The following is a 20479-nucleotide window of genomic DNA, read 5'->3' on the forward strand; positions in this document are numbered from 1 at the left end:
CCTCTGTGTTTCTGTTTCAGGTCAAGGCTATGAAGCGGGTATGACAGATGGGTGACGCCGGGGTGACGTCTCTGTGACAGTGCGAGACCGTTTTCAGGAAAACGGATATGTGTCACAGGCTGTAACCCTTTGGCGGTTCCATGTATATTTCTGAATAGCATGTATAATTGCTGTAACTGAACGTTGCCTGTATCGTCGGGTGTACAACCCTGAAACCGGAATAAAATAATCAGAGATGGATGGCGTGGAACAAACAAACGAGAGTTGGCGAATCCTGATCGTAGAGGACGATGAGCGGCTTGCGGATCTGACCCGCGAGTACCTTGAGAACAATGGCCTGACAGTGTCGTTGGAAACCCACGGGGGAGCCGCTGTTGAGCGGATCCGCAACGAGCAGCCTGATCTTGTGGTTCTGGATCTGATGCTCCCTGGCGAAGATGGTCTGTCCATCTGCCGGCGGGTACGGCCTTTCTTTAATGGCCCCATTATTATGCTCACCGCCCGGACAGACGACCTGGACCAGGTCCTGGGCCTGGAAATGGGCGCGGATGACTACATTGGCAAACCGGTCCAACCGCGCGTTCTGCTCGCCCGCATCCGTGCCATGCTGCGCCGGGTAGAAACCTCGCCCGTTAGCGGGCAGGAGACGTCCGGGGAGGAGCCGGTACGTTTGCAGTTCAACGACCTCGTGGTCGATCGTTCCATGCGTGAAGCCTGGTTAAGTGACGAGAGTATCGATCTCACCAGTGCTGAGTTCGACCTGCTCTGGCTGCTGGCCAGTAATGCCGGGCGGGTGCTGAGCAGGGAAGAGATTTTCACCGCACTCCGGGGCATCGAGTACGATGGGCAGGATCGTTCCATTGACGTTCGCGTGTCCAGGATCCGCCCGAAAATCGGTGATGATCCCATCCACCCGCGCCGTATCAAAACCGTTCGCAGCAAAGGCTACCTGTTCGTCAAGGAAGCCTGATCGCGCCTGAGGCGTTGCCGCCCCGAAGGTGGCAACGCCGGTTACCAGGGTTGGCCCGATGTCCCTGAAATTTTTCCTGAAAGCCTACGCTCGTATTGCGGCCATTGCGGCGGCGGTCGTGCTGGTGTGCGTCCTGCTCTTTAATGGCATCAACTCCGTTCGCGAACAATACTGGCATGAGCAGGCCATGACACCGGTTATGCGTTGGCTGGCGGCGGCCCCGGATCCGCTCAGTCAGTATCACTGGATGGCCCCGATGTTTGGTCTGCACAGTGGCGTTGCGGCCGACTTCGGGCTTTCCCAGGTTGCGCTTGAGCGCCTGGGCTATGGCCAGGTGGTGGCGCAGTCAACCGATAGCGGGTATGGCTATTATGTCCTTGGTCTCGGGGGCGAGGTGCTCGGCATACATCTGGAGCAACCCTACCGGGATCTGGCCCGGGCAATCTCGTTGATGGTGCGTTGGCATCTGGATACCAGCCCTGCGGCTCAGCGTGCGGATGTGGCGCAGCAATTGGCAGAGTCTCTGAATCTCGATATCCGTCTGGTTCAGAAGGCCGAGGATCTGCCGGATCAGCAGGCGCTTGAGCGGCTTGGCGACACCGGGCTGGCGATTTTTCAACACGGTGATAACCGTGCCAGGGCGCTGGTTCGTTTGTCGGAAGGCGCGTTGGTTGTGGTGACATTGCCTCCCCCCTTCAATCCCTGGGGCTGGCCGATTATCTTGCTGCTGACCGCTGTTGTCGGTGGCGTGCTGGCAGTGGCCCTGTTTCTTGCGTTGCGTTTTGTAGAGAGTCATCTGCGCAAGGTTGAGTCGGTAGCGATTCGTATTGCCCGGGGTGAGATGGGAGCCCGGGTGGAATCCGAGCAGGGCACGCTCGTGTCCCGGCTGGGGGCTTCGTTCAATGGAATGGCGGAACATATCCAGCGCCTGGTGCAGGTGCAGCGGGAAATGATTCACGCGGTTTCCCACGAACTGAGAACGCCGGTGGCCCGTATCCGGTTCGGCGTCCAGATGATTGAATCCGGTAGTACCCAGGAAGTGCTCGAAAAGCAGCTCGAGGGCATTGATGGCGACATCCAGGAGCTCGACGAACTGATTGACGAGATCCTGACCTATGCCCGGCTGGAGCAGGGCGGGCCGGTGTTCAGTCTCCGGGAGGGCTCGGTCACGGATATAGTCAGGCAGGTTGTCTCCGAACAGCGGCTGATCCGGGAGGGAGTCGACATTGAGTGTCAGATTGACGAAGCCTCGGAGCGCTGGGCACAGGCCGATATGGAGCCTCGTTACATTCACCGGGCGGTTCAGAACCTGGTCGGCAATGCCGCGCGCTATGCCGCAGGCCGTGTGCGGGTGAGCTGCCATCTGGATGAAGATAATTGCCGGATTGATGTGGAAGACGATGGCCCGGGCATTCCTGAACAGGATTGGGAAAAAGTGTTCACCGCCTTTGCCAGGCTTGATGACAGTCGTACCCGCACCTCAGGTGGCTACGGGTTGGGCCTGTCCATTGTTCGCAGGATTCTGTACTGGCACGGCGGGCAGGCGTTTGTGGGCCGCAGTGATGTTTTGGGTGGAGCCCGGTTCAGCCTGGTCTGGCCGCGCCTGAAGCCCGCAGACCCGGATTTGTGAACCAGTGCTCGGTGCCTCACCTGATGTAACAAAGCTCTACACAACCACAACTGAACCCTCTGCAGCCCTGGGTAATACTTCAAAGCGTAAGGGATGACTTTTGAGGTTGTAGTTCTTACGAACTTTCCTTGTTTCATTCGTCATTTGAGGGCCGGTTTTTCCGGCCCTTTTTTTATTTCCGCGCCGCGTCACACCGCTCGATCTCCGTCCTGTTAGAATCTCCTGAAAACAACAGGAGGTTTTGATGTCCCGATATCTGCTTGCCATAGACCAGGGTACCACCAGTTCCCGCGCCATCGTGTTTGATGACAAAGGCGCTCAGGTAGCCGTTGCCCAGCAGGAGTTTCACCAGTACTTCCCCAAAGATGGCTGGGTTGAGCACGATGCCATGGAAATCTGGGACAGTACGCTGGCGGTCTGTCGTGCAGTGCTGAACAACGGCAAGATCAAGGCATCTGACCTCGCAGGCATCGGCATTACCAACCAGCGGGAAACCACTGTGATCTGGGACAGGGCGACGGGGCAGCCGATTCATCACGCCATTGTCTGGCAGGATCGCCGTACCGCGTCCTGGTGTACCAAGTTGCGCCAGGATGGCCACGAATCCCTGGTGGTTGACCGCACCGGATTATTGATTGATCCCTACTTCTCTGCCACCAAGATAGCGTGGATTCTGGACAACGTTGACGGTGCCCGCCAGCGCGCGGAAGCCGGTGAGTTGGCCTTTGGCACCATTGATACCTGGTTGCTCTGGAATCTGACCGGCGGCAAGCACCATCGTACCGATGCCACCAATGCGTCCCGCACTGCACTGTTCAATATCCATACACAGCAATGGGACCCGCAGCTGCTCAAGCTGTTTCGGGTGCCTGTTGCTCTGTTGCCGGAGGTATTCGACAGTGCAGCTGAGTACGGGTTGACGGAACCCGAATGTCTGGGCGCTTCGGTGATGATTGCCGGTATTGCCGGTGATCAGCATGCCGCTTTGATCGGCCAGGCCTGTTTTGAGCCGGGAATGGCCAAGAGTACCTATGGCACAGGCTGTTTCCTGATGCTCAACACCGGCCAGCAGGCCCTGCGCTCTGAAAACCGGTTATTGACGACGGTAGCCTACCGCCTCAACGGCAAACCCTGCTATGCCATTGAGGGCAGTATTTTTGTTGCCGGTGCCGCCATGCAATGGCTCAGGGATGGGCTTCGGCTGATTTCCCATGCCCGGGAATCGGCGGAGCATGCGGCGACGGTCGGTGTGAATAATCCGGTGTATCTGGTGCCCGCGTTCACCGGCCTGGGAGCCCCGCACTGGGACCCGAACGCCCGGGGTGCAATCCTGGGGCTGACCCGGGATACCGGCATTGCCGAGATTGTCACGGCGGGTTTGCAGTCGGTGTGCTATCAGACCAAAGACCTGGTGCGCGCCATTCGCAACGATGGCGCCCGACTGGAATCGCTGCGAGTCGACGGAGGCATGGCTGTGAACGACTGGGTGATGCAGTTTTTATCGGACATTCTCAATGTGCCGGTTGACCGGCCGAGCGTGACCGAAACCACGGCGCTGGGGGCCGCATATCTTGCGGGTTTGCAGACCGGGGTTTTCGATAGCCTGGAGCAGATTACGTCGCTTTGGGAATGCGAGCACCAGTTCCGGCCGGATATGGCGCCGGGGCTGCGGGAATCACTCTATGCCGGCTGGCTGGATGCTGTTGAGCGAGTCTGTAATCACTGAGGTTCAATGGCCGGTGCGTTCGAAGGCGATCAGGTGATCAGCCTCCACCCGGACCGGTACCTGCTCACCCAGGTTAAAGTCCAGGTGGCTACGGAACAGGGCCTCAAATTCAGTATCTTCTGAACACCGGAAGCGATAGAGCGTGGAGGTTCCTGCAAAGGTTTTTTCCACTACCTTTGGCTTCAGCTCTGAGTCTTCATCGAAAACAATGTCGTCCGGCCGGATCAGGACGTCCAGCAGGGTGCCTGGTTGCCATTTGTAGGCCCGGTTGCCATGGATGACGCCCAGTTCCGATTCTATGGTGTCAGGGCCCAGGGCCTTGCCGGGAATAAACCCACCTTGCCCGACAAAACTGGCCACGAACCGGTTCGCCGGCTCATGGTAGAGGTTGTAGGGCACATCCCACTGTTGAATCTGCCCGTCCCGGAGAACTGCCACCTGATCACACATGGCAAAGGCTTCCTGCTGATCATGGGTAACCAGGATGGCGCTGATGCCGAGGGTCTTGAGGATTTCCCGCACATCCAGGCTCAGCCGGCGGCGCAGATCTGTGTCCAGGTTGGAGAAAGGCTCATCCAGCAGGATCAGTGTTGGCTCTGGTGCCAGTGCCCGGGCCAGAGCCACCCGTTGTTGCTGGCCGCCGGACAGCTCGTGGGGATAGTTGTCTGCTAGGTCCTGGAGGTGCACCAGGTTCAGCAACTCCATGACCTTTTGTCGACGTTCCGCTTTGCTTAATGACTTGAGACCGAAGCCGACGTTATCGGCAATGCTCAGATGCGGAAAAAGGGCATAGTCCTGGAACACCATGCCAATCTTGCGCTTTTCCGGTTGCAGTGCCCGCCCGGGCAAGCTGATGGCCTGTGACTGCAGGCGGATTTCACCCCGGGAAATCGGCAGGAAGCCGGCCAGCGCCCGGAGAATGGTGCTCTTGCCACAGCCGCTGGGGCCCAGCAGGCAGCCAATATCGCCGTGGCTGAGGGCAAAGCTGACGTCCTTGACGACGGAATCACCGCCGTAGCCACAGGACAGATTGTTTACTTCCAGCAGCCAGTCTGCGGGGGGCACCAGGGCTTCGGGCATGGATCAGTCCAGACGATTGAGAATCAGGAATTCCAGCAAGGCTTTCTGGGCATGCAGCCGGTTTTCCGCCTCATGCCAGACTGCCGAGCTTTCGTGGTCCATCATGTCTGCCGAAATCTCTTCACCCCGGTGGGCGGGCAGGCAGTGCATGAAGAGGGCGTCTTTGTCGGCCTGAGCCATCAGAGCCGGGTTGATCTGATAGCTGCGGAAGGCTTTTTCCCGGGCTTTCTGCTCGTCTTCCTGGCCCATGGAAGCCCAGACATCGGTGACCAGCAGCTGGGCGCCTCGTGCTGCCTCTTCTGGCGCGCGCACAACGGTCACCCTGTCAGCATGCTGTTCGATCAGCTGTTGATCCGGTTCGTAACCCTCTGGGCAGGCAACGTTCAGGTGGAAATCGAAACGCTCTGCAGCGTTTATGTACGAGTGGCACATATTGTTGCCGTCACCAATCCAGGCCACGGTGGCACCACGGATGCTGCCGCGAAGCTCCCGATAGGTCTGCATGTCGGCCAGTAGCTGGCAGGGGTGGAATTCGTCGGTGAGAGCGTTGATCACGGGCTTGCTGGAGGCAGTGGCAAAGCGCTCGACCGTTTCGTGGGCAAAGGTACGGATCATCACCGCATCGACCATGCTGGAGATCACGATGGCAGAATCTTCGATGGGTTCGCCGCGGCCAAGCTGTGTATCCCGGGGAGACAGGAACATGGCAGTACCCCCGAGCTGGGTCATGCCGGCTTCAAAGGAAACCCGGGTCCGGGTGGACGATTTCTCGAAGATCATTGCCAGCACCCGGTTTTTAAGGGTGTCCCGGGTCTGGCCTGAACGCCACTCTTTGCGTAATTTGGAAGCATGATCGAGCAGATCTTCCAGTTCTGCAGTGGTCATGTCGTTCAGTGTCAGAAAGTGTCTCGCTGCCATGAAAGGCCCCTGTTTCAAGCAAACTGCCCGTTCGGAAAAGCCAACAAGTCTAGCCCGTCGCTACCCTGAAAACAACGCCGGGCGCGGTGCGGTTGTTCTGGGTCAAAACAGACGGTTTGTTGAGGCCTGAGGCACCCGTGTACAATAGGTTCAACTGCCGTTTGGCGGCAAAGCTGACTCCCAACCAGAGGTATGAGTTCATGGACATCAATGAAACCATCAAGAGCCAACTTGAAGAGAACCCGGTTATTCTTTACATGAAGGGCACCCCGCAGGCCCCGCAGTGCGGTTTCTCGGCACGTACTGTTCAGGCTCTGATGGCGTGCGGTGAGCGCTTTGCGTTTGTGAACATTCTCGACAATCAGGAACTGCGTGAGGCCCTGAAAGTCTACTCCAGCTGGCCAACTTACCCGCAGCTCTACATCAACGGTGAGCTGGTAGGTGGTTGCGACATCGTTCTGGAAATGTCAGAAAGTGGCGAGCTGGCCAAGATGGTCAAGGATGCTGCGGGCCAGGCCGAAGCCTGATACTTCCTGCCTCTATGGCTGTTTCGGGGTGAACACCAGTTCCACCTCGAAACGGTCGGAAGCCTCCCCTTCCGGACTCGGGTAGGGGCTGGCAGCCAGAGCCGTTCGATAGGCGGCCTCATCAATGCTCTGCACACCGGTCGATTTGATCACCCGGGCCCGGGTGAGGGCGCCGTTGGGCATCAGTCTCAGCTCTAATTCCATGGACACTCTCTCTGTAAGCGCCGAAATTGCAGGCACTCTTTTCTGATCGAGTTTCTCGGCCAGATGGGTGGCGAGCCTGATGAGATAAGGGTCGGTTTCGGTGGGCGACTCGGTGATTCGTTTGATAGTTTCCGGCGTGTTCGTTGGCTCGGAGACGCGTGCTGTAAGGGCCGGCATGGCCTGTGAGGCAGGGGATTCGGCGGTGGTTTCCCGGGTTCGGGTACTTTCGGCTTTCCGCTCCGGGGGATCTGGCTGTGGTTTAGTAACAGTTTGCGATTCGGGTGCAGCATTGGAAGCGGATTCGGTCGAGGTTACCACCGGCTCGGCCGGCGGGATCTCGAATTCTGTGTGCCTGGGCTTTGACGATTCCGGATTTGCCACGCTCTCTGGAGTTGGTGTGGCTGCTGGACTGGTCAGCGTAAAGACCAGCCGGTGAGTCAGTTCCCGGGCCTCCTTCAGCGGTGATGGAAGCCCGGCCAGTACCAGCGTGTGGGCCAGTATGGCCAGCGACACTGCCAGCAGGAGCCGATAGGATGCCGGCATTGAGGGTGAACGAAAACCCGTGCCCGGCATCAAAATCAGGCGGTTTTTGTGCGCAGATTGCCCACAACGGCGTTCAGGGCCCGGTCAATCAAGGCACCTTGTTCGAGCAGAGTCAGGCGGCCGCGGCGCATCTCGTGAGCCAGCTCGACACGGGTCTTCTCGATGACTTTCAGGCCCATCCGGTTGACGAACACAAAGCAGTCCGCTTCATCAATAATGGCGGAGAGCTTGCAGCGGAAGCTGGTACCGTTGACCAGGCGGAACTCCACCCAGTTGCCAATTTCGATGTTATCGAGTTTGGCCACATATTCGGCAATTGCGGCATCTTCCAGTTCCTGTTGCCGTTCAACGGCGGTCTGGTGCACGGTCGGGGCTTCGTCTTCGGCATCCGACGGTGCATCCTGACGGGCTTCGATGGCGGCGTTGGTCCGGAAGGCCTCAGCCAGCTCATGCTTCAGGTGCCCCATCATCTGATCAAGCCGGGTGGCGTTGTAGGAGACTTCCTCAAGTCCTGCCCGCAGTGATTTCAACAGACCGGGCACAACCCGAACCCACTGGTCACGCTCTTCATCTTCTTCATGGGGGTGCAGGCACCAGATCAGGTCATCCACGACCCGTGCTGTTTCGTGCCAGCGATGTTCGGTGTCGTCCTTCAGGTAGGCCAGGAACATAACCCGGCTCCAGCCATTCATCAGAATATCGCTGACCGAGTCCGGAAGCCGGTAACGGGATACTTTTTCCCGTAACAGCCGGTCCACCTCTTCCTGGGCCTTCTGGGATTTGATGCGACCACGTTCCGATTCTCGTGTTCTCTGTTCCACCAGGGAGGCCTTACGGTTTTCTCGCTCCAGGAATTGCTCAAATTCTTCGTTCAGGGTTTCGAACAACTGAATGTTGCCATCGAATTCATTGAGGATTCGTTGCACCACGTTGTGTATCTGACCGTACAGCTTGTCTCGGGTTTTCTCATCGCTACTGCTCCAGCCAATGCCCGCGCGGGCGAGGGAGTTGAGCAGCTTGCGGGCCGGGTGGGTTGCCTTGCTGAAGAAACTCTTGTCCTTGATCACAACCTTCAGAATCGGAATCTGCAGGCGACTGATCAGCACCTGAACCGGGGCGGACAGGTTGTAGTCATCAAGGATGAACTCGAACAGCATGGAGACCAGATTGATCAGATCTTCATCCACTTCATTCAGTGCGGGCTGGCGACCATCTTGAGCGTCGGCCTTGGCCAGCAGTTGCTGAACGACCTGGCGCAGGTCGACGGTTACGGGCTCACCCGTGCTCAGGTCGTCGGTTTCCGGCCAGTTTTGCTGAAGCGGAATGGCGTTGAGCATATCGGCCAGTTCCCGGCCTCCGACCACTCTCAGAGAGGGATCGGCGCTGCGTGGGGGCATGCCGGCATTGGACCTTTGTAGAGCCAGCATCTGACGGATCTGGTCAAACAGTACGGTGTCTTCCGGGCGTTGATCGTAGCCGGCAGTCGTCTCGCTGGGGCTTTCGGCAGAGCTGTCTGCTGTTGCAGATGGCTTCTGGTTCTGGCTCTTCTTGCCGTGATAACGGAAGTTCGGGATAACGCCGGCCTGGATCAGAATGCGATTGGCTTCATCCAGGAGCATGCCCAGGTTGGAGATAACGTAACGGTCAAATTGCTTGAGCAGGATGAGCCGTTCGCGAATCTGGATATCGAGGGCCTGGATCGCTTCGGTAAAAGCGCTGCACAGGTGCTCCGGTGCCATCGGGTTGACTGGCTCCTGCTCGGTGGCGTCCGGATAGATCTCGGTAAAACGGGCCTGCAATTGCAGTAAAGGGCCTTGGAAGTGCGCCTTGGCCTTGGTGGTCATGGCGTTGAAGGCAACCTGTTCTTCCAGATCGTCATTGCCAACCAGCGAAAGAGTGTCGGCACTGGCCTGCGGGCTGGCTTCGGTTGACGGAAGCTGGCCGGCATGGGGCGGGTTGGCAAAGAACTGGGCAACCGTATTCTGAAAATGACGCTCTACGCCCTTGCGCTTGATGCGAATCTCGCGCATGGCTTCGAAGTAGCGGTTTTGTTCATTGTTGCTGCGGGCATTGTTGGCCAGTTCGAAGAGTGAATCATCGACGGCATCGAAAGCCCCCTGCAACAAATCACCCAGCCCCGCAACAACGGTGTCGCGGATGCGGGCTACCTCCGCAGGAACCGGTCGGGTGCTTGCCGCTTCCCTGTGCTCGCGGAGGTAATGTATGCCGGACTGCTTGTTCATGGCCGACTCCTGTTTACGCCTCAACCGGATACATGACCGAGCCTGATTCTTGTCTGTTCTGATTATTGGATAAATTTAGCGCATTTTGATCTGCATTAACATGAATAAACGCTAACCTGCGATCAGGTTCATAAACTCCGGCCACGCTTTTTCTTGCGTTTGGGGTGGACAATGGCGGCTTTAACCACGTTGTCCTTGATTTGCAGGACTTCAATACGATGACCGCCAACTTTCAGACACACGTTGGTGTCCGGAATATTTTCCAGAGTTTCGGTGATCAGTCCGTTCAGGGTTTTCGGGCCATCGGTTGGCAGATGCCAGCCCAGGGTCTTGTTGATCGTCCGCACGGCGGCACTGCCATCGATGATAAAGGTGCCGTTGTCCTGGGGAATGATGTCGGGCGAGGTGGCGGCATAATCGGTGGTGAATTCCCCTACGATCTCCTCAAGAATATCCTCAAGCGTAGCCAGGCCCAGTACATCGCCGTATTCATCCACCACAATGCCGAACCGGCGTTTGCCTTTCTGGAAGTTCAGTAGTTGGGTATTGAGCGCAGTGCTCTCCGGAATGAAGTAGGGTTCCTGGCACAGCTGCATGATCATCGCCTTGTTGATGTCTGCCTCCTGCAGCAGTCTGGCCGCGCTGCGAAGGTGCAGAATGCCCTGAATGTTGTTGATGTCACCCTTGAAGATAGGCAGCCGCGTGTGTTGGCTGCTTCTGAGCTGGCGCAGGATGGTGTCTGTGTCGTCTTCCAGGTCGATGCCGACGACTTCGTTTCGGGGCACCATGATGTCATTGACGGTGACGTTCTCCAGATCCAGGATGCTGACCAGCATGTCTTTGTGCCGGGCCGGAATCAGTGCGCCGGCCTCGTTCACCACGGTTCTGAGTTCTTCACGGCTGAGATGATCTTCCGAGGCCTGGGCCGAGGAGACGCCGAGAACGCGAAGAATGCCGGTGGTAAACAGGTTGACCGTCCATACCAGCGGGTACAGAAGTTTGAGCAACGGCCCAAGAATATGACTGGCCGGGAAGGCAATTTTTTCAGGGAACAGGGCTGCGAGAGTTTTCGGGGTGACCTCGGCAAAAATGAGGATAACGATCGTCAGCAGTAAGGTGGCGATTGCGATACCGGCGTCGCCCCAGAGGCGAATCGCGATGACCGTGGCGATCGATGACGCAAGAATGTTCACGAAGTTATTGCCGATCAGGATAACGCCGATCAGCTGGTCGGTTCGGTTAAGCAGGCCTTGCGCTCGCTGGGCCCCTTTGTGGCCGGTGTTCGCCATGTGTTTCAGGCGGTAGCGGTTCAGGGACATCATGCCGGTTTCAGAGCTGGAGAAGAACGCAGAAAGGATGATCAGTCCGACAAGTAGAATAAACAGCGCGGTGAGCGATGTTTCGTTCAAGAGAGCAGCCCTTATATTGAGGATAAGTTGCGAAAATAGGTTTTGAAGGTGACAGGTGTCAAGCGGGTTAGGTCAGTAAGGGGGGCGGGTCTCAGACGCCCCGGTGGAAAACCAGCTCGAGAACAAACTTGCTGCCGTAGAAGGCCAGCATCAGCAGTGCGCAGCCTGCCAGTGTCCAGCGGCTGGCGGTGATGCCGCGCCAGCCTTTGGTGTAGCGGCCTACCAGCAGTCCGACAAAAACCAGGAGGGACAGCAGGGAAAAAATGGTTTTGTGGGCCAGATCCTGAGCAAAAAGATCTTGAATAAATACAGCACCGGTGACAATGGCGAGTACCAGCAGCACAACTCCTGCCCAGACCATTTCAAACAACAATGACTCCATGGTTTGCAGTGGCGGCAGGTTCCTCACCAGCAGACTGTTGTAGTTGCGCTTGAGCTGCCGGTTCTGTACGTACAGTAAAACCGCCTGTATGGCTGCCAGGGTAAACAGGCTGTATGCCGTGACTGACAGGGCAATGTGAGACAGCATGCCGTAGCTTTCTTCGGACACCAGACGAGACGGTGTGTGGGTAATCAGCGCCATGACAATGGTCAGTGCTGCAATCGGATAGGCCGCAATGAACAGGCTTTGTACGGGTTTGCTCAGATTTAGTCCCAGAAGCAGAAAGACAATGAGCCAGGAGATCAGAACGGAGCTCTTGAAGAAACTGAAGTCGAAGCCGCCGTCCAGGTGTACGGTCTGGGCAATGAGCAGGCCATGGCCGATCAGGGCAAGCACGCCAATCAGTGTCGTAACCGCCAGGTTGCTGTGGACCTTGCCACGTAAATGGAGGGCCTGAAGCGCGGTTCCAACGCTATAGAGGAAAAGTGCGGTAACCGCGAGAATCAGCGTTCCCATGACATCCTTAATCGTGTTGCCTGATGAAGTGAAATCGGCGCGGAGTTGTTCAGAGGCTCCGTAGTCTGGGTATAATGTCGCGATTATGCAACAGGAATCAAGCAGGCCGACCTGGCTTCTTGATCTGTGTGAACAAATTCTCCGGGGTACGGAAGAGCAACATGTTTGAGAATCTCCAGGACCGGCTATCCGGTAGCTTGCGCAAGATCTCGGGCCAGGCGCGCCTGACTGACGACAATATCAAGGACACGCTCCGTGAAGTGAGGATGGCCCTGCTGGAGGCTGATGTCGCCCTGCCGGTGGTCAAGGCCTTTATTGAAGGGGTTCGTGAGCGTGCGATTGGCCAGGAAGTTCAGCGCAGCCTGACCCCGGGCCAGGTCTTCGTTAAGGTTGTCCAGCAGGAGCTGGAACGGGTCATGGGGGAAGGCAATGAATCCCTGAACCTCGCCACGCGTCCGCCCGCGGTTATTATGATGGCGGGCCTCCAGGGTGCGGGTAAAACCACCACGGTGGCCAAGCTGTCCCGTTTCCTGAAAGAGCGTGAGAAAAAGTCCGTGCTGGTGGTCAGTGCCGATATTTATCGGCCGGCGGCCATCCGTCAGCTGGAAACGCTTGCTGGTGAAGTGGGCGTTGAATTCTTCCCCAGCACCACCGAGCAGGACCCGGTGGATATTGCCAATGGTGCCATCGAAGCTGCCCGCCGCAAGCACATTGATGTGGTTATCCTGGATACCGCGGGTCGTCTGCACGTGGATGAGCAGATGATGGGTGAAATCGGTCGCCTGCATAAGGCGGTGAATCCGGTTGAAACCCTGTTTGTGGTTGATGCCATGACGGGCCAGGACGCGGCCAATACCGCCAAGGCATTTAACGACGCGTTACCGTTAACCGGCGTGGTGCTGACCAAGACCGACGGCGATGCCCGTGGCGGTGCGGCGTTGTCCGTGCGTCATATCACCGGCAAGCCCATCAAGTTCCTGGGTATTGGTGAAAAGTCAGACGCTCTGGAGCCTTTCTATCCCGATCGTGTTGCCTCCCGGATCCTTGGCATGGGGGATGTGCTCTCCCTGATTGAGGAAGCTGAGCGCAAGCTGGACCGAAAGAAAGCCGAGAAGCTCACCAAGAAGATCAAGAAGGGTAAAGGTTTTGATCTGGAAGACTTCCGCGACCAGCTCCAGCAAATGAAGAATATGGGCGGTATCGGCGGACTGTTGGACAAGTTGCCGGGCATGGGGCAGATGGCCCAGATGGCGCAGGCACAGGTTAACGACAAGTCGGTTGGTCAGATGGAAGCCATTATCTGCTCCATGACGCCAAAAGAGCGCCGCTATCCGGACGTCATCAATAACTCTCGCAAGCGTCGGATTGCCGCCGGTTCCGGCACCCAGATCCAGGACGTGAACCGTCTGCTCAAGCAGCACAAGCAGATGCAGAAGATGATGAAAAAGTTTGGCAAGAAGGGCGGGGTGGCTAACCTGATGCGCGGTATGGGTGGTATGATGCCGCCCGGCGGCGGTGGTGGCATGCCTCCGTTTGGCCGTATGTAAAAAGCCTTACATATAAAATGGGGAAACCGGTGGTTTCCCTGTTTTCATTGGCGCTTTTTTCGCATAGAATAGCGCCCCTTTCGAGTATGGGTCTTCCCGTCAGCCGTGAAACGGTGTGTCGGGAATCGTACAAAGTTCGTACAACAGAACAGGATATTGGTCGAAATGGTAACAATCCGTTTGGCTCGTGGCGGCTCCAAGAAGCGCCCGTTCTACCATCTGACAGTCACTGACAGCCGTAACTCCCGTGACGGCCGTTTCATTGAGCGTGTTGGTTTCTTCAACCCGATTGCCCGTGGTCAGGAAGAGCGTCTGCGTGTTAATCGTGAGCGCGTTGATTTCTGGCTGGGCCAGGGTGCACAGGCCAGTGAGCGTGTTGCTCAGCTGCTGAAGGCTGCTCAGTAATAGCATTGTTGGTACCGGGGTTGTAAAGGCATGACGCAGAATTCGCAGGAAACTGTGATCGGCCGGATCACCTCGGTGTTCGGGGTAAAGGGTTGGCTTAAGGTCTTCTCTTACACAGACCCGAAAGACGGAATACTGAACTACCGTGACTGGACTCTGCTCCTGGACGGCAAGCGTATTCCGATCAGGCTTGAGGAAGGTCGCCGCCAGGGGCAGGGGATCGTCGTCAGGCTTAAAGGTATTGATGATCGTGAAGTAGCCCGCACCTATTGCGGAGCGGAGATCCGGTTTCCCACCGAGCAACTGCCGGAACTGCCCGAAGGGGAGTTCTACTGGCATCAGCTGGAAGGTCTGGATGTCTTCACGGTAGAAGGTGAGTGCCTGGGTAAGGTGCATCACCTTCTGGAGACAGGCTCCAATGATGTCCTGGTGGTGCACGCTACGGCGGGCTCTATTGATCAGCGCGAGCGTCTGATTCCCTATCTGCCGGATCAAGTGGTTCAGCAGGTAGATCTCAAAGGCTCTCGCATGGTGGTTGACTGGGATCCGGAGTTCTGACGGGTGTGGATTGGCGCAGTCAGTCTGTTCCCGGATATGTTTTCTGCGGTGACGGATTACGGGATTACCGGGAGGGCAGTGCGTGAAGGTCTGTTGACCTTTCAGAACTGGAATCCTCGGGATTACACCCACGATCGTCATCGCACGGTGGATGACCGGCCTTATGGTGGTGGCCCGGGGATGCTGATGAAAATTCAGCCTCTGCGGGACGCAATCCAGGCGGCCAGGGCATCGGCACCCGGCAAGGCCTGTGTGGTCTATCTTTCGCCGCAGGGTGAAAGGCTGGATCAGTCGGTGGTGGAGTCACTCGCCGCCGAGCAGCAGCTGATCCTCGTTGCCGGTCGTTATGAAGGCGTGGATGAGCGCCTGATTGCGGCAGAGGTCGACCGGGAGGTATCCCTTGGGGATTTCGTTCTCTCGGGTGGCGAGCTGGCAGCGATGGCTGTAATTGATGCGGTAACACGCCTCATCCCCGGAGCGCTGGGTCATGCGCAGTCGGCAGAGCAGGATTCCTTTGCCGACGGATTGCTGGATTGTCCGCACTACACCCGGCCCGAGGTTTACGAAGGTCAGGCGGTGCCGGAAGTTCTGTTGGGCGGTCACCATGAACAGATCCGGCGTTGGCGATTGAAAGAATCGTTGAGGCGAACCAGTGAGCGGCGCCCCGACCTGCTGGAAAAGCGGGAACTTACGGAAGAAGAGCGTCAGTTGCTGGAAGAAATTTTGAACGAACCGGGTGCCTCTGAGTCATCAGGGCATTGAAAGATTGGGTATCAGGAGCATTACGATGAGCGGCAAGAACAACATCATCAGTCAACTTGAAGCAGAACAGATGACCAAGGAAATCCCCGCGTTCGCGCCGGGCGATACCGTGGTTGTACAGGTTCGCGTAACTGAAGGTAACCGTGAGCGTCTGCAGGCGTTTGAAGGCGTGGTTATCGGCAAGCGTAACCGTGGCATGAACTCTTCCTTCACCGTTCGTAAGATCTCTTACGGCGTGGGCGTTGAGCGTACTTTCCAGACCTACTCCAAGCTGATCGACAGCGTCAGTGTGAAGCGTCGTGGTGACGTGCGTCAGGCCAAGCTTTACTACCTGCGCGACCTGTCTGGTAAGGCAGCTCGTATCAAGGAAAAGCTCAACTGATTCAGATTCGTCTGTTCAGTACCAAAAAGCAGCCTCAAGGGGCTGCTTTTTTTATGGTTTAATGCCTGCGATGACTCGGTAATCGAAGAGGGTGCTGTGCTGAGGCCAGAAGATGAACAGCTGATAGAGCGTTTCAGTGACGCGGTCTGGCTTGAGGATGGCCTTGGCGAGAAAACCCGGCAGGCCTATGCCAGTGATCTGTACCGTTTGTCCGGGTGGCTGGAGCAGCAAGCTGGGGCGCCAACCCTGCGCAGCGCACGACGCACAGACCTTCTGGCCTGGATGTCCCGGGGCTTGTCCGACGGCCTGAAAACCAGCACGGCGGCCCGCCGCCTGTCTGGCGTAAGGCGCTTCTATCGTTTTCTGTTGCGTGAAGGCATTATTGCCGAAGACCCAACGTTGCGGATTGACAGCCCTAGGTTGCCCCGGCGCTTGCCGGATACCCTGACCGAGGCCGACGTGGAGTCGCTGCTGACTGAGCCGGACCCGGAGCTGCCGGTAGAATTGCGGGATCGGGCCATGCTGGAGATTCTCTATGGCTGCGGACTTCGGGTTTCGGAGTTGACGGGGCTGACGGTGGACCAGGTCAACCTGAGGCAGGGCGTGGTTCGCATACAGGGCAAGGGCGGCAAGGAGCGTTTGGTGCCGCTGGGTGAAGAAGCTGTGGACTGGTTATTACAGTATATGCGGCAGGCCCGGGGCGAGCTGCTGCGAGGCAAAACCAGTGATGCCCTGTTTCCGGGTAATCGTGGCACCGCCATGACCCGGCAGGCCTTCTGGTATCGAATCCGGCATTATGCGATTCGCTGCGGAATCACCAAGCACCTTTCTCCTCATACGCTCAGGCATGCATTTGCCACCCATTTGCTCAATCACGGGGCGGATCTTCGGGTGGTGCAGATGCTGTTGGGGCATTCAGATCTGTCGACCACCCAGATCTACACCCATGTTGCGCGGCAAAGATTGCAGGATCTTCATCAGGCCCATCACCCCAGGGGTTGACTGCGGCCGCTCCGGAGGCTGAACTAATCCGATTTTCCGGTGTCGCAGACACCACACAAACCGACAGAGGTAGTTTCAAGCTCATGAACATCAAATCAGTAGCAGTGTCCGTTGGACTGGCGCTGACCCTGGTCGGGGCGCCAGCCTCCCAGGCAGGCGAAGCCGAAGACCGCATTGCCCAGCGGCTGACCGAGGCAGTTCCCGGTCTCAAGGTAAATTCTGTTCGCGAATCTGAGGCAAAAGGGTTGTACGAAGTTCAGAGCAACAACGGCGACACCATCTACACCACGGAAGACGGCACCTATCTGCTGACGGGCGATCTGCTGAAAATCACCGAAAACGGCATTGCCAACGTTACGGAAGAATCCCGTGCGGGTTCCCGTAAGGACCTGATGGCGGATTATGGTGGCAAGGGCGTGATTTCGTATCCGGCCAAGGGTAAAGAGAAGGCGGTCGTTAATGTGTTTACCGATATCGATTGCCCCTATTGCCGGAAGTTGCACGATGAAGTGCCCCAGTTGAATGAGTACGGTATTACCGTCAATTACTACGCGTTTCCCCGTTCCGGGCCAGGTACGGCCTCCTTCAATAAATATATCTCGGTCTGGTGCGCTGACGATCAGCAGGCCGCTATGGATGCCGCCAAGGCCGGGCGTTCGGTAGAGCAGAAGAGTTGTGAGAACCCGGTGGCAGAGCAGTATCGTCTCGGCGGTCAGGTTGGGGTGACCGGCACGCCGGCTATTTTGCTGGAAGACGGCAATATGGTTCGGGGTTATGTGCCGGCCCGAAATCTGGCCGAGGGTCTCGGTATTCTGTGACCCTGTCGGTGTTCGTCGCCAGTCGTCATCTTTGTTGAAAGTGTGACCGATTCAGGGCTTATTCAGCCGGCCCTGAATCGGTATACTATGCCCCCTTATTGCAATCCATCAGCACCCCCATCGGGATCAGAGGTGAGAGCTTGAAAGACGTCAATGTCGGAATTTGCGGACTGGGAACCGTAGGCGGCGGTACATTCAATGTCCTGACTCGCAACGCCGCGATTATTGCGGGTCGTGCCGGCTGCAACATCCGGATTGCCCGGGTGGCGAGCCGCCATAGCCGCGATGACCTTGATCTGGGCAATGTCCCGTTCAGTACCGACATTTATGACGTGGTGAACGATCCTTCGATTGATATCGTGGTGGAGCTGATTGGTGGCTATGATGCGGCCAAAGAGCTGGTGCTGGCGGCCATTGCCAACGGCAAGCATGTGGTGACTGCCAACAAGGCCCTGATTGCCGTGCACGGTAATGAGATTTTTGACGCAGCGGAGAAGGCTGGCGTCGTGGTTGCCTATGAAGCCGGCGTTGCCGGCGGCATTCCGGTGATCAAGTCTGTGCGCGAGGGCCTGGCCGCCAACCGCATTGATACCATTGCCGGCATTATCAATGGCACCGGCAATTACATTCTCACCGAAATGCGCGCGGGCCGGGAATTTGGTGAAGTTCTCAAGGAAGCGCAGGCACTGGGCTACGCGGAAGCGGACCCGACGTTCGATGTGGAAGGCATTGATGCCGCTCACAAACTGACCATCCTGGCGGCGTCCGGGTTCGGCGTTCCCCTGCAGTTTGAGAAAGGTTTTACCGAGGGAATTTCCGGTATTACTCCATATGATATTTCCCACGCAGAGTTGCTGGGGTACCGGGTGAAGCACCTGGGCATCGCCCGTCGTCGTGAAGACGGTATTGAACTGCGGGTGCATCCGACGCTGGTGCCACAGAGTCATCTGATTGCTCAGGTTGATGGCGTTCTTAACGCAGTCCTGGTGGATGGCGATGCTGTTGGCCAGACCATGTATTACGGTCCTGGTGCCGGGGATGAGGCTACAGCATCTGCGGTCATCGCAGACATCGTGGACGTCGCCCGTGCGGTGGCCAGCAACAGCCAGCAGCGCATTCCCTACCTCGGATTTACGCGGGACGCCCTGGAAGACCTGCCGGTGCTGCCAATGGAAGATGTCCAGTCGGCTTACTACCTGCGAATCCAGGCCTTTGACCATCCGGGTGTGTTGGCCAAGATTGCTGCCATTCTGAGTGAGCATGGCATCAACATCGAGTCAATCATGCAGAAAGAATCCGAATTCAAGGATGGCCGGATTCCGGTCATCATCCTGACCCACACGGTTCAGGAGCGCCAGATGAACCTGGCCATTGACGAGATGGAATCCCTCGCCGACATCGATGGCAAGGTTGTCCGTATTCGCGCAGAAAACTTTAACTGACAGGTACGCACGTGAGATACATCAGTACACGGGGTGAAGCTCCCGCACTGGGCTTTGAGGACGTTCTTCTGACCGGGCTGGCCACCGATGGTGGCCTCTATGTGCCGGAATCGTTGCCGCACTTCAGCCTGGAAGAAATTCGTAGCTGGCGTGGGCTTCCCTATGCGGAGCTGGCCTATAAAGTGATGTATCCGTTCGTAGAGGATGCCATCCCGGCGGACGACTTCCGCAAGATGCTGGATGAAACCTACAGCGTGTTCAGCCACCAGGCGGTGGCACCGCTGGTGCAGCTGGACACCAACGAGTGGGTGATGGAACTGTTCCGTGGCCCGACGCTGGCGTTCAAGGACTTTGCCCTGCAGCTGCTGGGCCGCTTGCTGGACTACGTTCTGGAGAAGCGCAACCAGCACGTTGTGATCATGGGGGCCACCTCCGGTGATACCGGTTCTGCTGCCATCGAGGGCTGCCGCCGGTGCGAGCACGTGGATATCTTTATCCTGCATCCGCATCAGCGAGTGTCTGAAGTGCAGCGCCGCCAGATGACTACGGTGCAGGGCGACAACATCCATAACATCGCAGTCAAAGGCAACTTCGACGACTGTCAGCGCATGGTGAAGGAGAGCTTCGGCAATCAGTCTTTCCTGGGCGGCAAAACCCAGCTGGCGGCGGTGAACTCCATCAACTGGGCCCGGATCATGGCCCAGATCGTGTACTACTTCCAGGCGTCTCTCGCTCTGGGCGGCCCGGACCGCAGCATGGCGTTCTCTGTGCCCACAGGCAACTTTGGCGATATTTTCGCCGGCTACCTGGCCAAGAAAATGGGGCTGCCCATCAGCCAGCTGGTGATTGCCACCAATCGCAACGATATCCTGCATCGCTTCATGAGCGGCAACAAGTATGAGCAGCACCAGCTGGAGCATACCCTGTCGCCGAGCATGGACATCATGGTGTCCAGCAACTTCGAGCGTCTGCTGTTTGATCTGCACGGCCGTGATGGCGCGGCGGTCAAAGCCTTGCTGGAAAATGCAGCCAAAGGCCCGGTCAGCATTGAAGACTACCGCTGGAAGCACGCCCGCAAGCTGTTCGACAGCGATGCGGTGGACGACAAAACCACCTGCGACACCATTCGTGACGTCTACGAGCAGAACGAATATCTGCTGGACCCGCACACCGCCATTGGCGTACGCGCTGCCCGCAACTGCCGCCGCGACTCTGCCGTGCCCATGATCACCCTGGGTACCGCGCACCCGGCCAAGTTCCCGGATGCCATTGCTGAATCCGGCCTGAGCGTGAAGCCGCAATTGCCGGCCCACATGGCCGATCTTTTCGAGCGGGAAGAGCGCTACACTGTGCTGGATAACAATGTGTCCGAGGTGCAGGGCTTTATCGCCAAGCATTGGAAGAACGCCTGATCC

At 57.5% G+C, this 20479-nt stretch carries 19 protein-coding genes; 13 read left to right on the forward strand and 6 right to left on the reverse strand.

Features of this window, described 5'->3' with window-relative positions:
- Positions 1-235 precede the first annotated feature (235 nt).
- The 3 genes from ACF8YQ_RS04155 (at position 236) to glpK (ending at position 4326) form a co-directional block, all read left to right on the forward strand.
- Positions 236-970, forward strand: coding sequence for a response regulator (locus ACF8YQ_RS04155; RefSeq protein ID WP_011785784.1), 735 nt, complete (start codon positions 236-238; stop codon positions 968-970).
- A gap of 58 nt (positions 971-1028) precedes the next feature.
- Positions 1029-2600, forward strand: coding sequence for an ATP-binding protein (locus ACF8YQ_RS04160; RefSeq protein WP_396622665.1), 1572 nt, complete (start codon positions 1029-1031; stop codon positions 2598-2600).
- A 244-nt stretch (positions 2601-2844) separates the two neighbouring features.
- On the forward strand, positions 2845-4326 hold the full coding sequence (gene glpK, locus ACF8YQ_RS04165; RefSeq protein WP_396622666.1) for a glycerol kinase GlpK: 1482 nt from the start codon (positions 2845-2847) through the stop codon (positions 4324-4326).
- A 3-nt stretch (positions 4327-4329) separates the two neighbouring features.
- Here glpK and ACF8YQ_RS04170 read toward each other — a convergent pair whose 3' ends face one another.
- Entirely contained in the window at positions 4330-5406 is a 1077-nt protein-coding gene (locus tag ACF8YQ_RS04170) for an ABC transporter ATP-binding protein (protein WP_011785781.1), read from the reverse strand.
- Positions 5407-5409: 3 nt separating this feature from the next.
- Positions 5410-6324, reverse strand: coding sequence for an ornithine carbamoyltransferase (gene argF / locus ACF8YQ_RS04175; protein ID WP_022991031.1), 915 nt, complete (start codon positions 6322-6324; stop codon positions 5410-5412).
- Between the two features lie 200 nt (positions 6325-6524).
- On the opposite strand from argF, the gene grxD reads away from it, so the two are divergent.
- Positions 6525-6851 (forward strand): Grx4 family monothiol glutaredoxin, encoded by a 327-nt coding sequence (gene grxD, locus ACF8YQ_RS04180; protein WP_014420735.1) that lies wholly within the window; start codon positions 6525-6527, stop codon positions 6849-6851.
- Positions 6852-6863: 12 nt separating this feature from the next.
- Here grxD and ACF8YQ_RS04185 read toward each other — a convergent pair whose 3' ends face one another.
- From ACF8YQ_RS04185 to ACF8YQ_RS04200, 4 genes are all read right to left on the reverse strand, one after another.
- The gene (locus ACF8YQ_RS04185) at positions 6864-7598 is read right to left on the reverse strand and encodes a TonB family protein (RefSeq protein ID WP_396622667.1); all 735 of its coding nucleotides are present in this window, start codon (positions 7596-7598) and stop codon (positions 6864-6866) included.
- A gap of 35 nt (positions 7599-7633) precedes the next feature.
- Positions 7634-9841 (reverse strand): DUF1631 domain-containing protein, encoded by a 2208-nt coding sequence (locus ACF8YQ_RS04190; RefSeq protein ID WP_396622668.1) that lies wholly within the window; start codon positions 9839-9841, stop codon positions 7634-7636.
- 128 nt (positions 9842-9969) lie between these two features.
- The gene (locus ACF8YQ_RS04195) at positions 9970-11250 is read right to left on the reverse strand and encodes an HlyC/CorC family transporter (RefSeq protein ID WP_011785776.1); all 1281 of its coding nucleotides are present in this window, start codon (positions 11248-11250) and stop codon (positions 9970-9972) included.
- A 91-nt stretch (positions 11251-11341) separates the two neighbouring features.
- Positions 11342-12148 (reverse strand): inner membrane protein YpjD, encoded by an 807-nt coding sequence (locus ACF8YQ_RS04200; protein ID WP_011785775.1) that lies wholly within the window; start codon positions 12146-12148, stop codon positions 11342-11344.
- Between the two features lie 161 nt (positions 12149-12309).
- On the opposite strand from ACF8YQ_RS04200, the gene ffh reads away from it, so the two are divergent.
- The 9 genes from ffh to thrC all read left to right on the forward strand — a co-directional run bounded on the left by ffh (position 12310) and on the right by thrC (position 20476).
- Positions 12310-13695 carry a signal recognition particle protein gene (gene ffh / locus ACF8YQ_RS04205; protein WP_014420740.1) on the forward strand — a complete coding sequence of 462 codons (1386 nt, stop codon included), beginning with the start codon at positions 12310-12312 and terminating at the stop codon, positions 13693-13695.
- Between the two features lie 165 nt (positions 13696-13860).
- Positions 13861-14100, forward strand: coding sequence for a 30S ribosomal protein S16 (rpsP, locus tag ACF8YQ_RS04210; protein ID WP_011785745.1), 240 nt, complete (start codon positions 13861-13863; stop codon positions 14098-14100).
- Positions 14101-14130: 30 nt separating this feature from the next.
- Complete coding sequence (gene rimM / locus ACF8YQ_RS04215; RefSeq protein WP_396622669.1) at positions 14131-14658, forward strand: ribosome maturation factor RimM; 528 nt, start codon at positions 14131-14133, stop codon at positions 14656-14658.
- Positions 14659-14661: 3 nt separating this feature from the next.
- Positions 14662-15420: a tRNA (guanosine(37)-N1)-methyltransferase TrmD gene (gene trmD / locus ACF8YQ_RS04220; RefSeq protein ID WP_396622670.1), complete on the forward strand. Its 759-nt coding sequence runs from the start codon at positions 14662-14664 to the stop codon at positions 15418-15420.
- A gap of 25 nt (positions 15421-15445) precedes the next feature.
- Positions 15446-15802 (forward strand): 50S ribosomal protein L19, encoded by a 357-nt coding sequence (gene rplS / locus ACF8YQ_RS04225; RefSeq protein ID WP_011785742.1) that lies wholly within the window; start codon positions 15446-15448, stop codon positions 15800-15802.
- Between the two features lie 99 nt (positions 15803-15901).
- Complete coding sequence (gene xerD / locus ACF8YQ_RS04230; RefSeq protein WP_396623274.1) at positions 15902-16804, forward strand: site-specific tyrosine recombinase XerD; 903 nt, start codon at positions 15902-15904, stop codon at positions 16802-16804.
- Positions 16805-16887: 83 nt separating this feature from the next.
- A complete protein-coding gene (locus tag ACF8YQ_RS04235) occupies positions 16888-17622 on the forward strand; it encodes a DsbC family protein (protein WP_121208421.1) in 735 nt (244 codons plus the stop codon).
- Positions 17623-17762: 140 nt separating this feature from the next.
- Positions 17763-19064 carry a homoserine dehydrogenase gene (locus ACF8YQ_RS04240; protein ID WP_141067753.1) on the forward strand — a complete coding sequence of 434 codons (1302 nt, stop codon included), beginning with the start codon at positions 17763-17765 and terminating at the stop codon, positions 19062-19064.
- An 11-nt stretch (positions 19065-19075) separates the two neighbouring features.
- Positions 19076-20476 (forward strand): threonine synthase, encoded by a 1401-nt coding sequence (thrC, locus tag ACF8YQ_RS04245; protein ID WP_011785738.1) that lies wholly within the window; start codon positions 19076-19078, stop codon positions 20474-20476.
- The last annotated feature ends 3 nt before the right edge of the window (positions 20477-20479 follow it).

The sequence above is a fragment of the Marinobacter sp. W-8 genome, assembly GCF_044342215.1.
In the GTDB taxonomy this organism is placed as follows: Bacteria; Pseudomonadota; Gammaproteobacteria; order Pseudomonadales; family Oleiphilaceae; genus Marinobacter; species Marinobacter nauticus.

Excerpts from the sequence above, each read along its gene's own strand:
- grxD (WP_014420735.1), top strand. The coding sequence starts at position 6,525 with ATGGACATCAATGAAACCATCAAGAGCCAACTTGAAGAGAACCCGGTT.
- glpK (WP_396622666.1), top strand. The coding sequence starts at position 2,845 with ATGTCCCGATATCTGCTTGCCATAGACCAGGGTACCACCAGTTCCCGC.
- ACF8YQ_RS04160 (WP_396622665.1), top strand. The coding sequence starts at position 1,029 with ATGTCCCTGAAATTTTTCCTGAAAGCCTACGCTCGTATTGCGGCCATT.
- ACF8YQ_RS04155 (WP_011785784.1), top strand. The coding sequence starts at position 236 with ATGGATGGCGTGGAACAAACAAACGAGAGTTGGCGAATCCTGATCGTA.
- ACF8YQ_RS04170 (WP_011785781.1), bottom strand. The coding sequence starts at position 5,406 with ATGCCCGAAGCCCTGGTGCCCCCCGCAGACTGGCTGCTGGAAGTAAAC.
- ACF8YQ_RS04235 (WP_121208421.1), top strand. The coding sequence starts at position 16,888 with ATGAACATCAAATCAGTAGCAGTGTCCGTTGGACTGGCGCTGACCCTG.
- ACF8YQ_RS04185 (WP_396622667.1), bottom strand. The coding sequence starts at position 7,598 with ATGCCGGCATCCTATCGGCTCCTGCTGGCAGTGTCGCTGGCCATACTG.
- rimM (WP_396622669.1), top strand. The coding sequence starts at position 14,131 with ATGACGCAGAATTCGCAGGAAACTGTGATCGGCCGGATCACCTCGGTG.
- argF (WP_022991031.1), bottom strand. The coding sequence starts at position 6,324 with ATGGCAGCGAGACACTTTCTGACACTGAACGACATGACCACTGCAGAA.
- ACF8YQ_RS04190 (WP_396622668.1), bottom strand. The coding sequence starts at position 9,841 with ATGAACAAGCAGTCCGGCATACATTACCTCCGCGAGCACAGGGAAGCG.
- ACF8YQ_RS04200 (WP_011785775.1), bottom strand. The coding sequence starts at position 12,148 with ATGGGAACGCTGATTCTCGCGGTTACCGCACTTTTCCTCTATAGCGTT.
- rplS (WP_011785742.1), top strand. The coding sequence starts at position 15,446 with ATGAGCGGCAAGAACAACATCATCAGTCAACTTGAAGCAGAACAGATG.
- rpsP (WP_011785745.1), top strand. The coding sequence starts at position 13,861 with ATGGTAACAATCCGTTTGGCTCGTGGCGGCTCCAAGAAGCGCCCGTTC.
- ffh (WP_014420740.1), top strand. The coding sequence starts at position 12,310 with ATGTTTGAGAATCTCCAGGACCGGCTATCCGGTAGCTTGCGCAAGATC.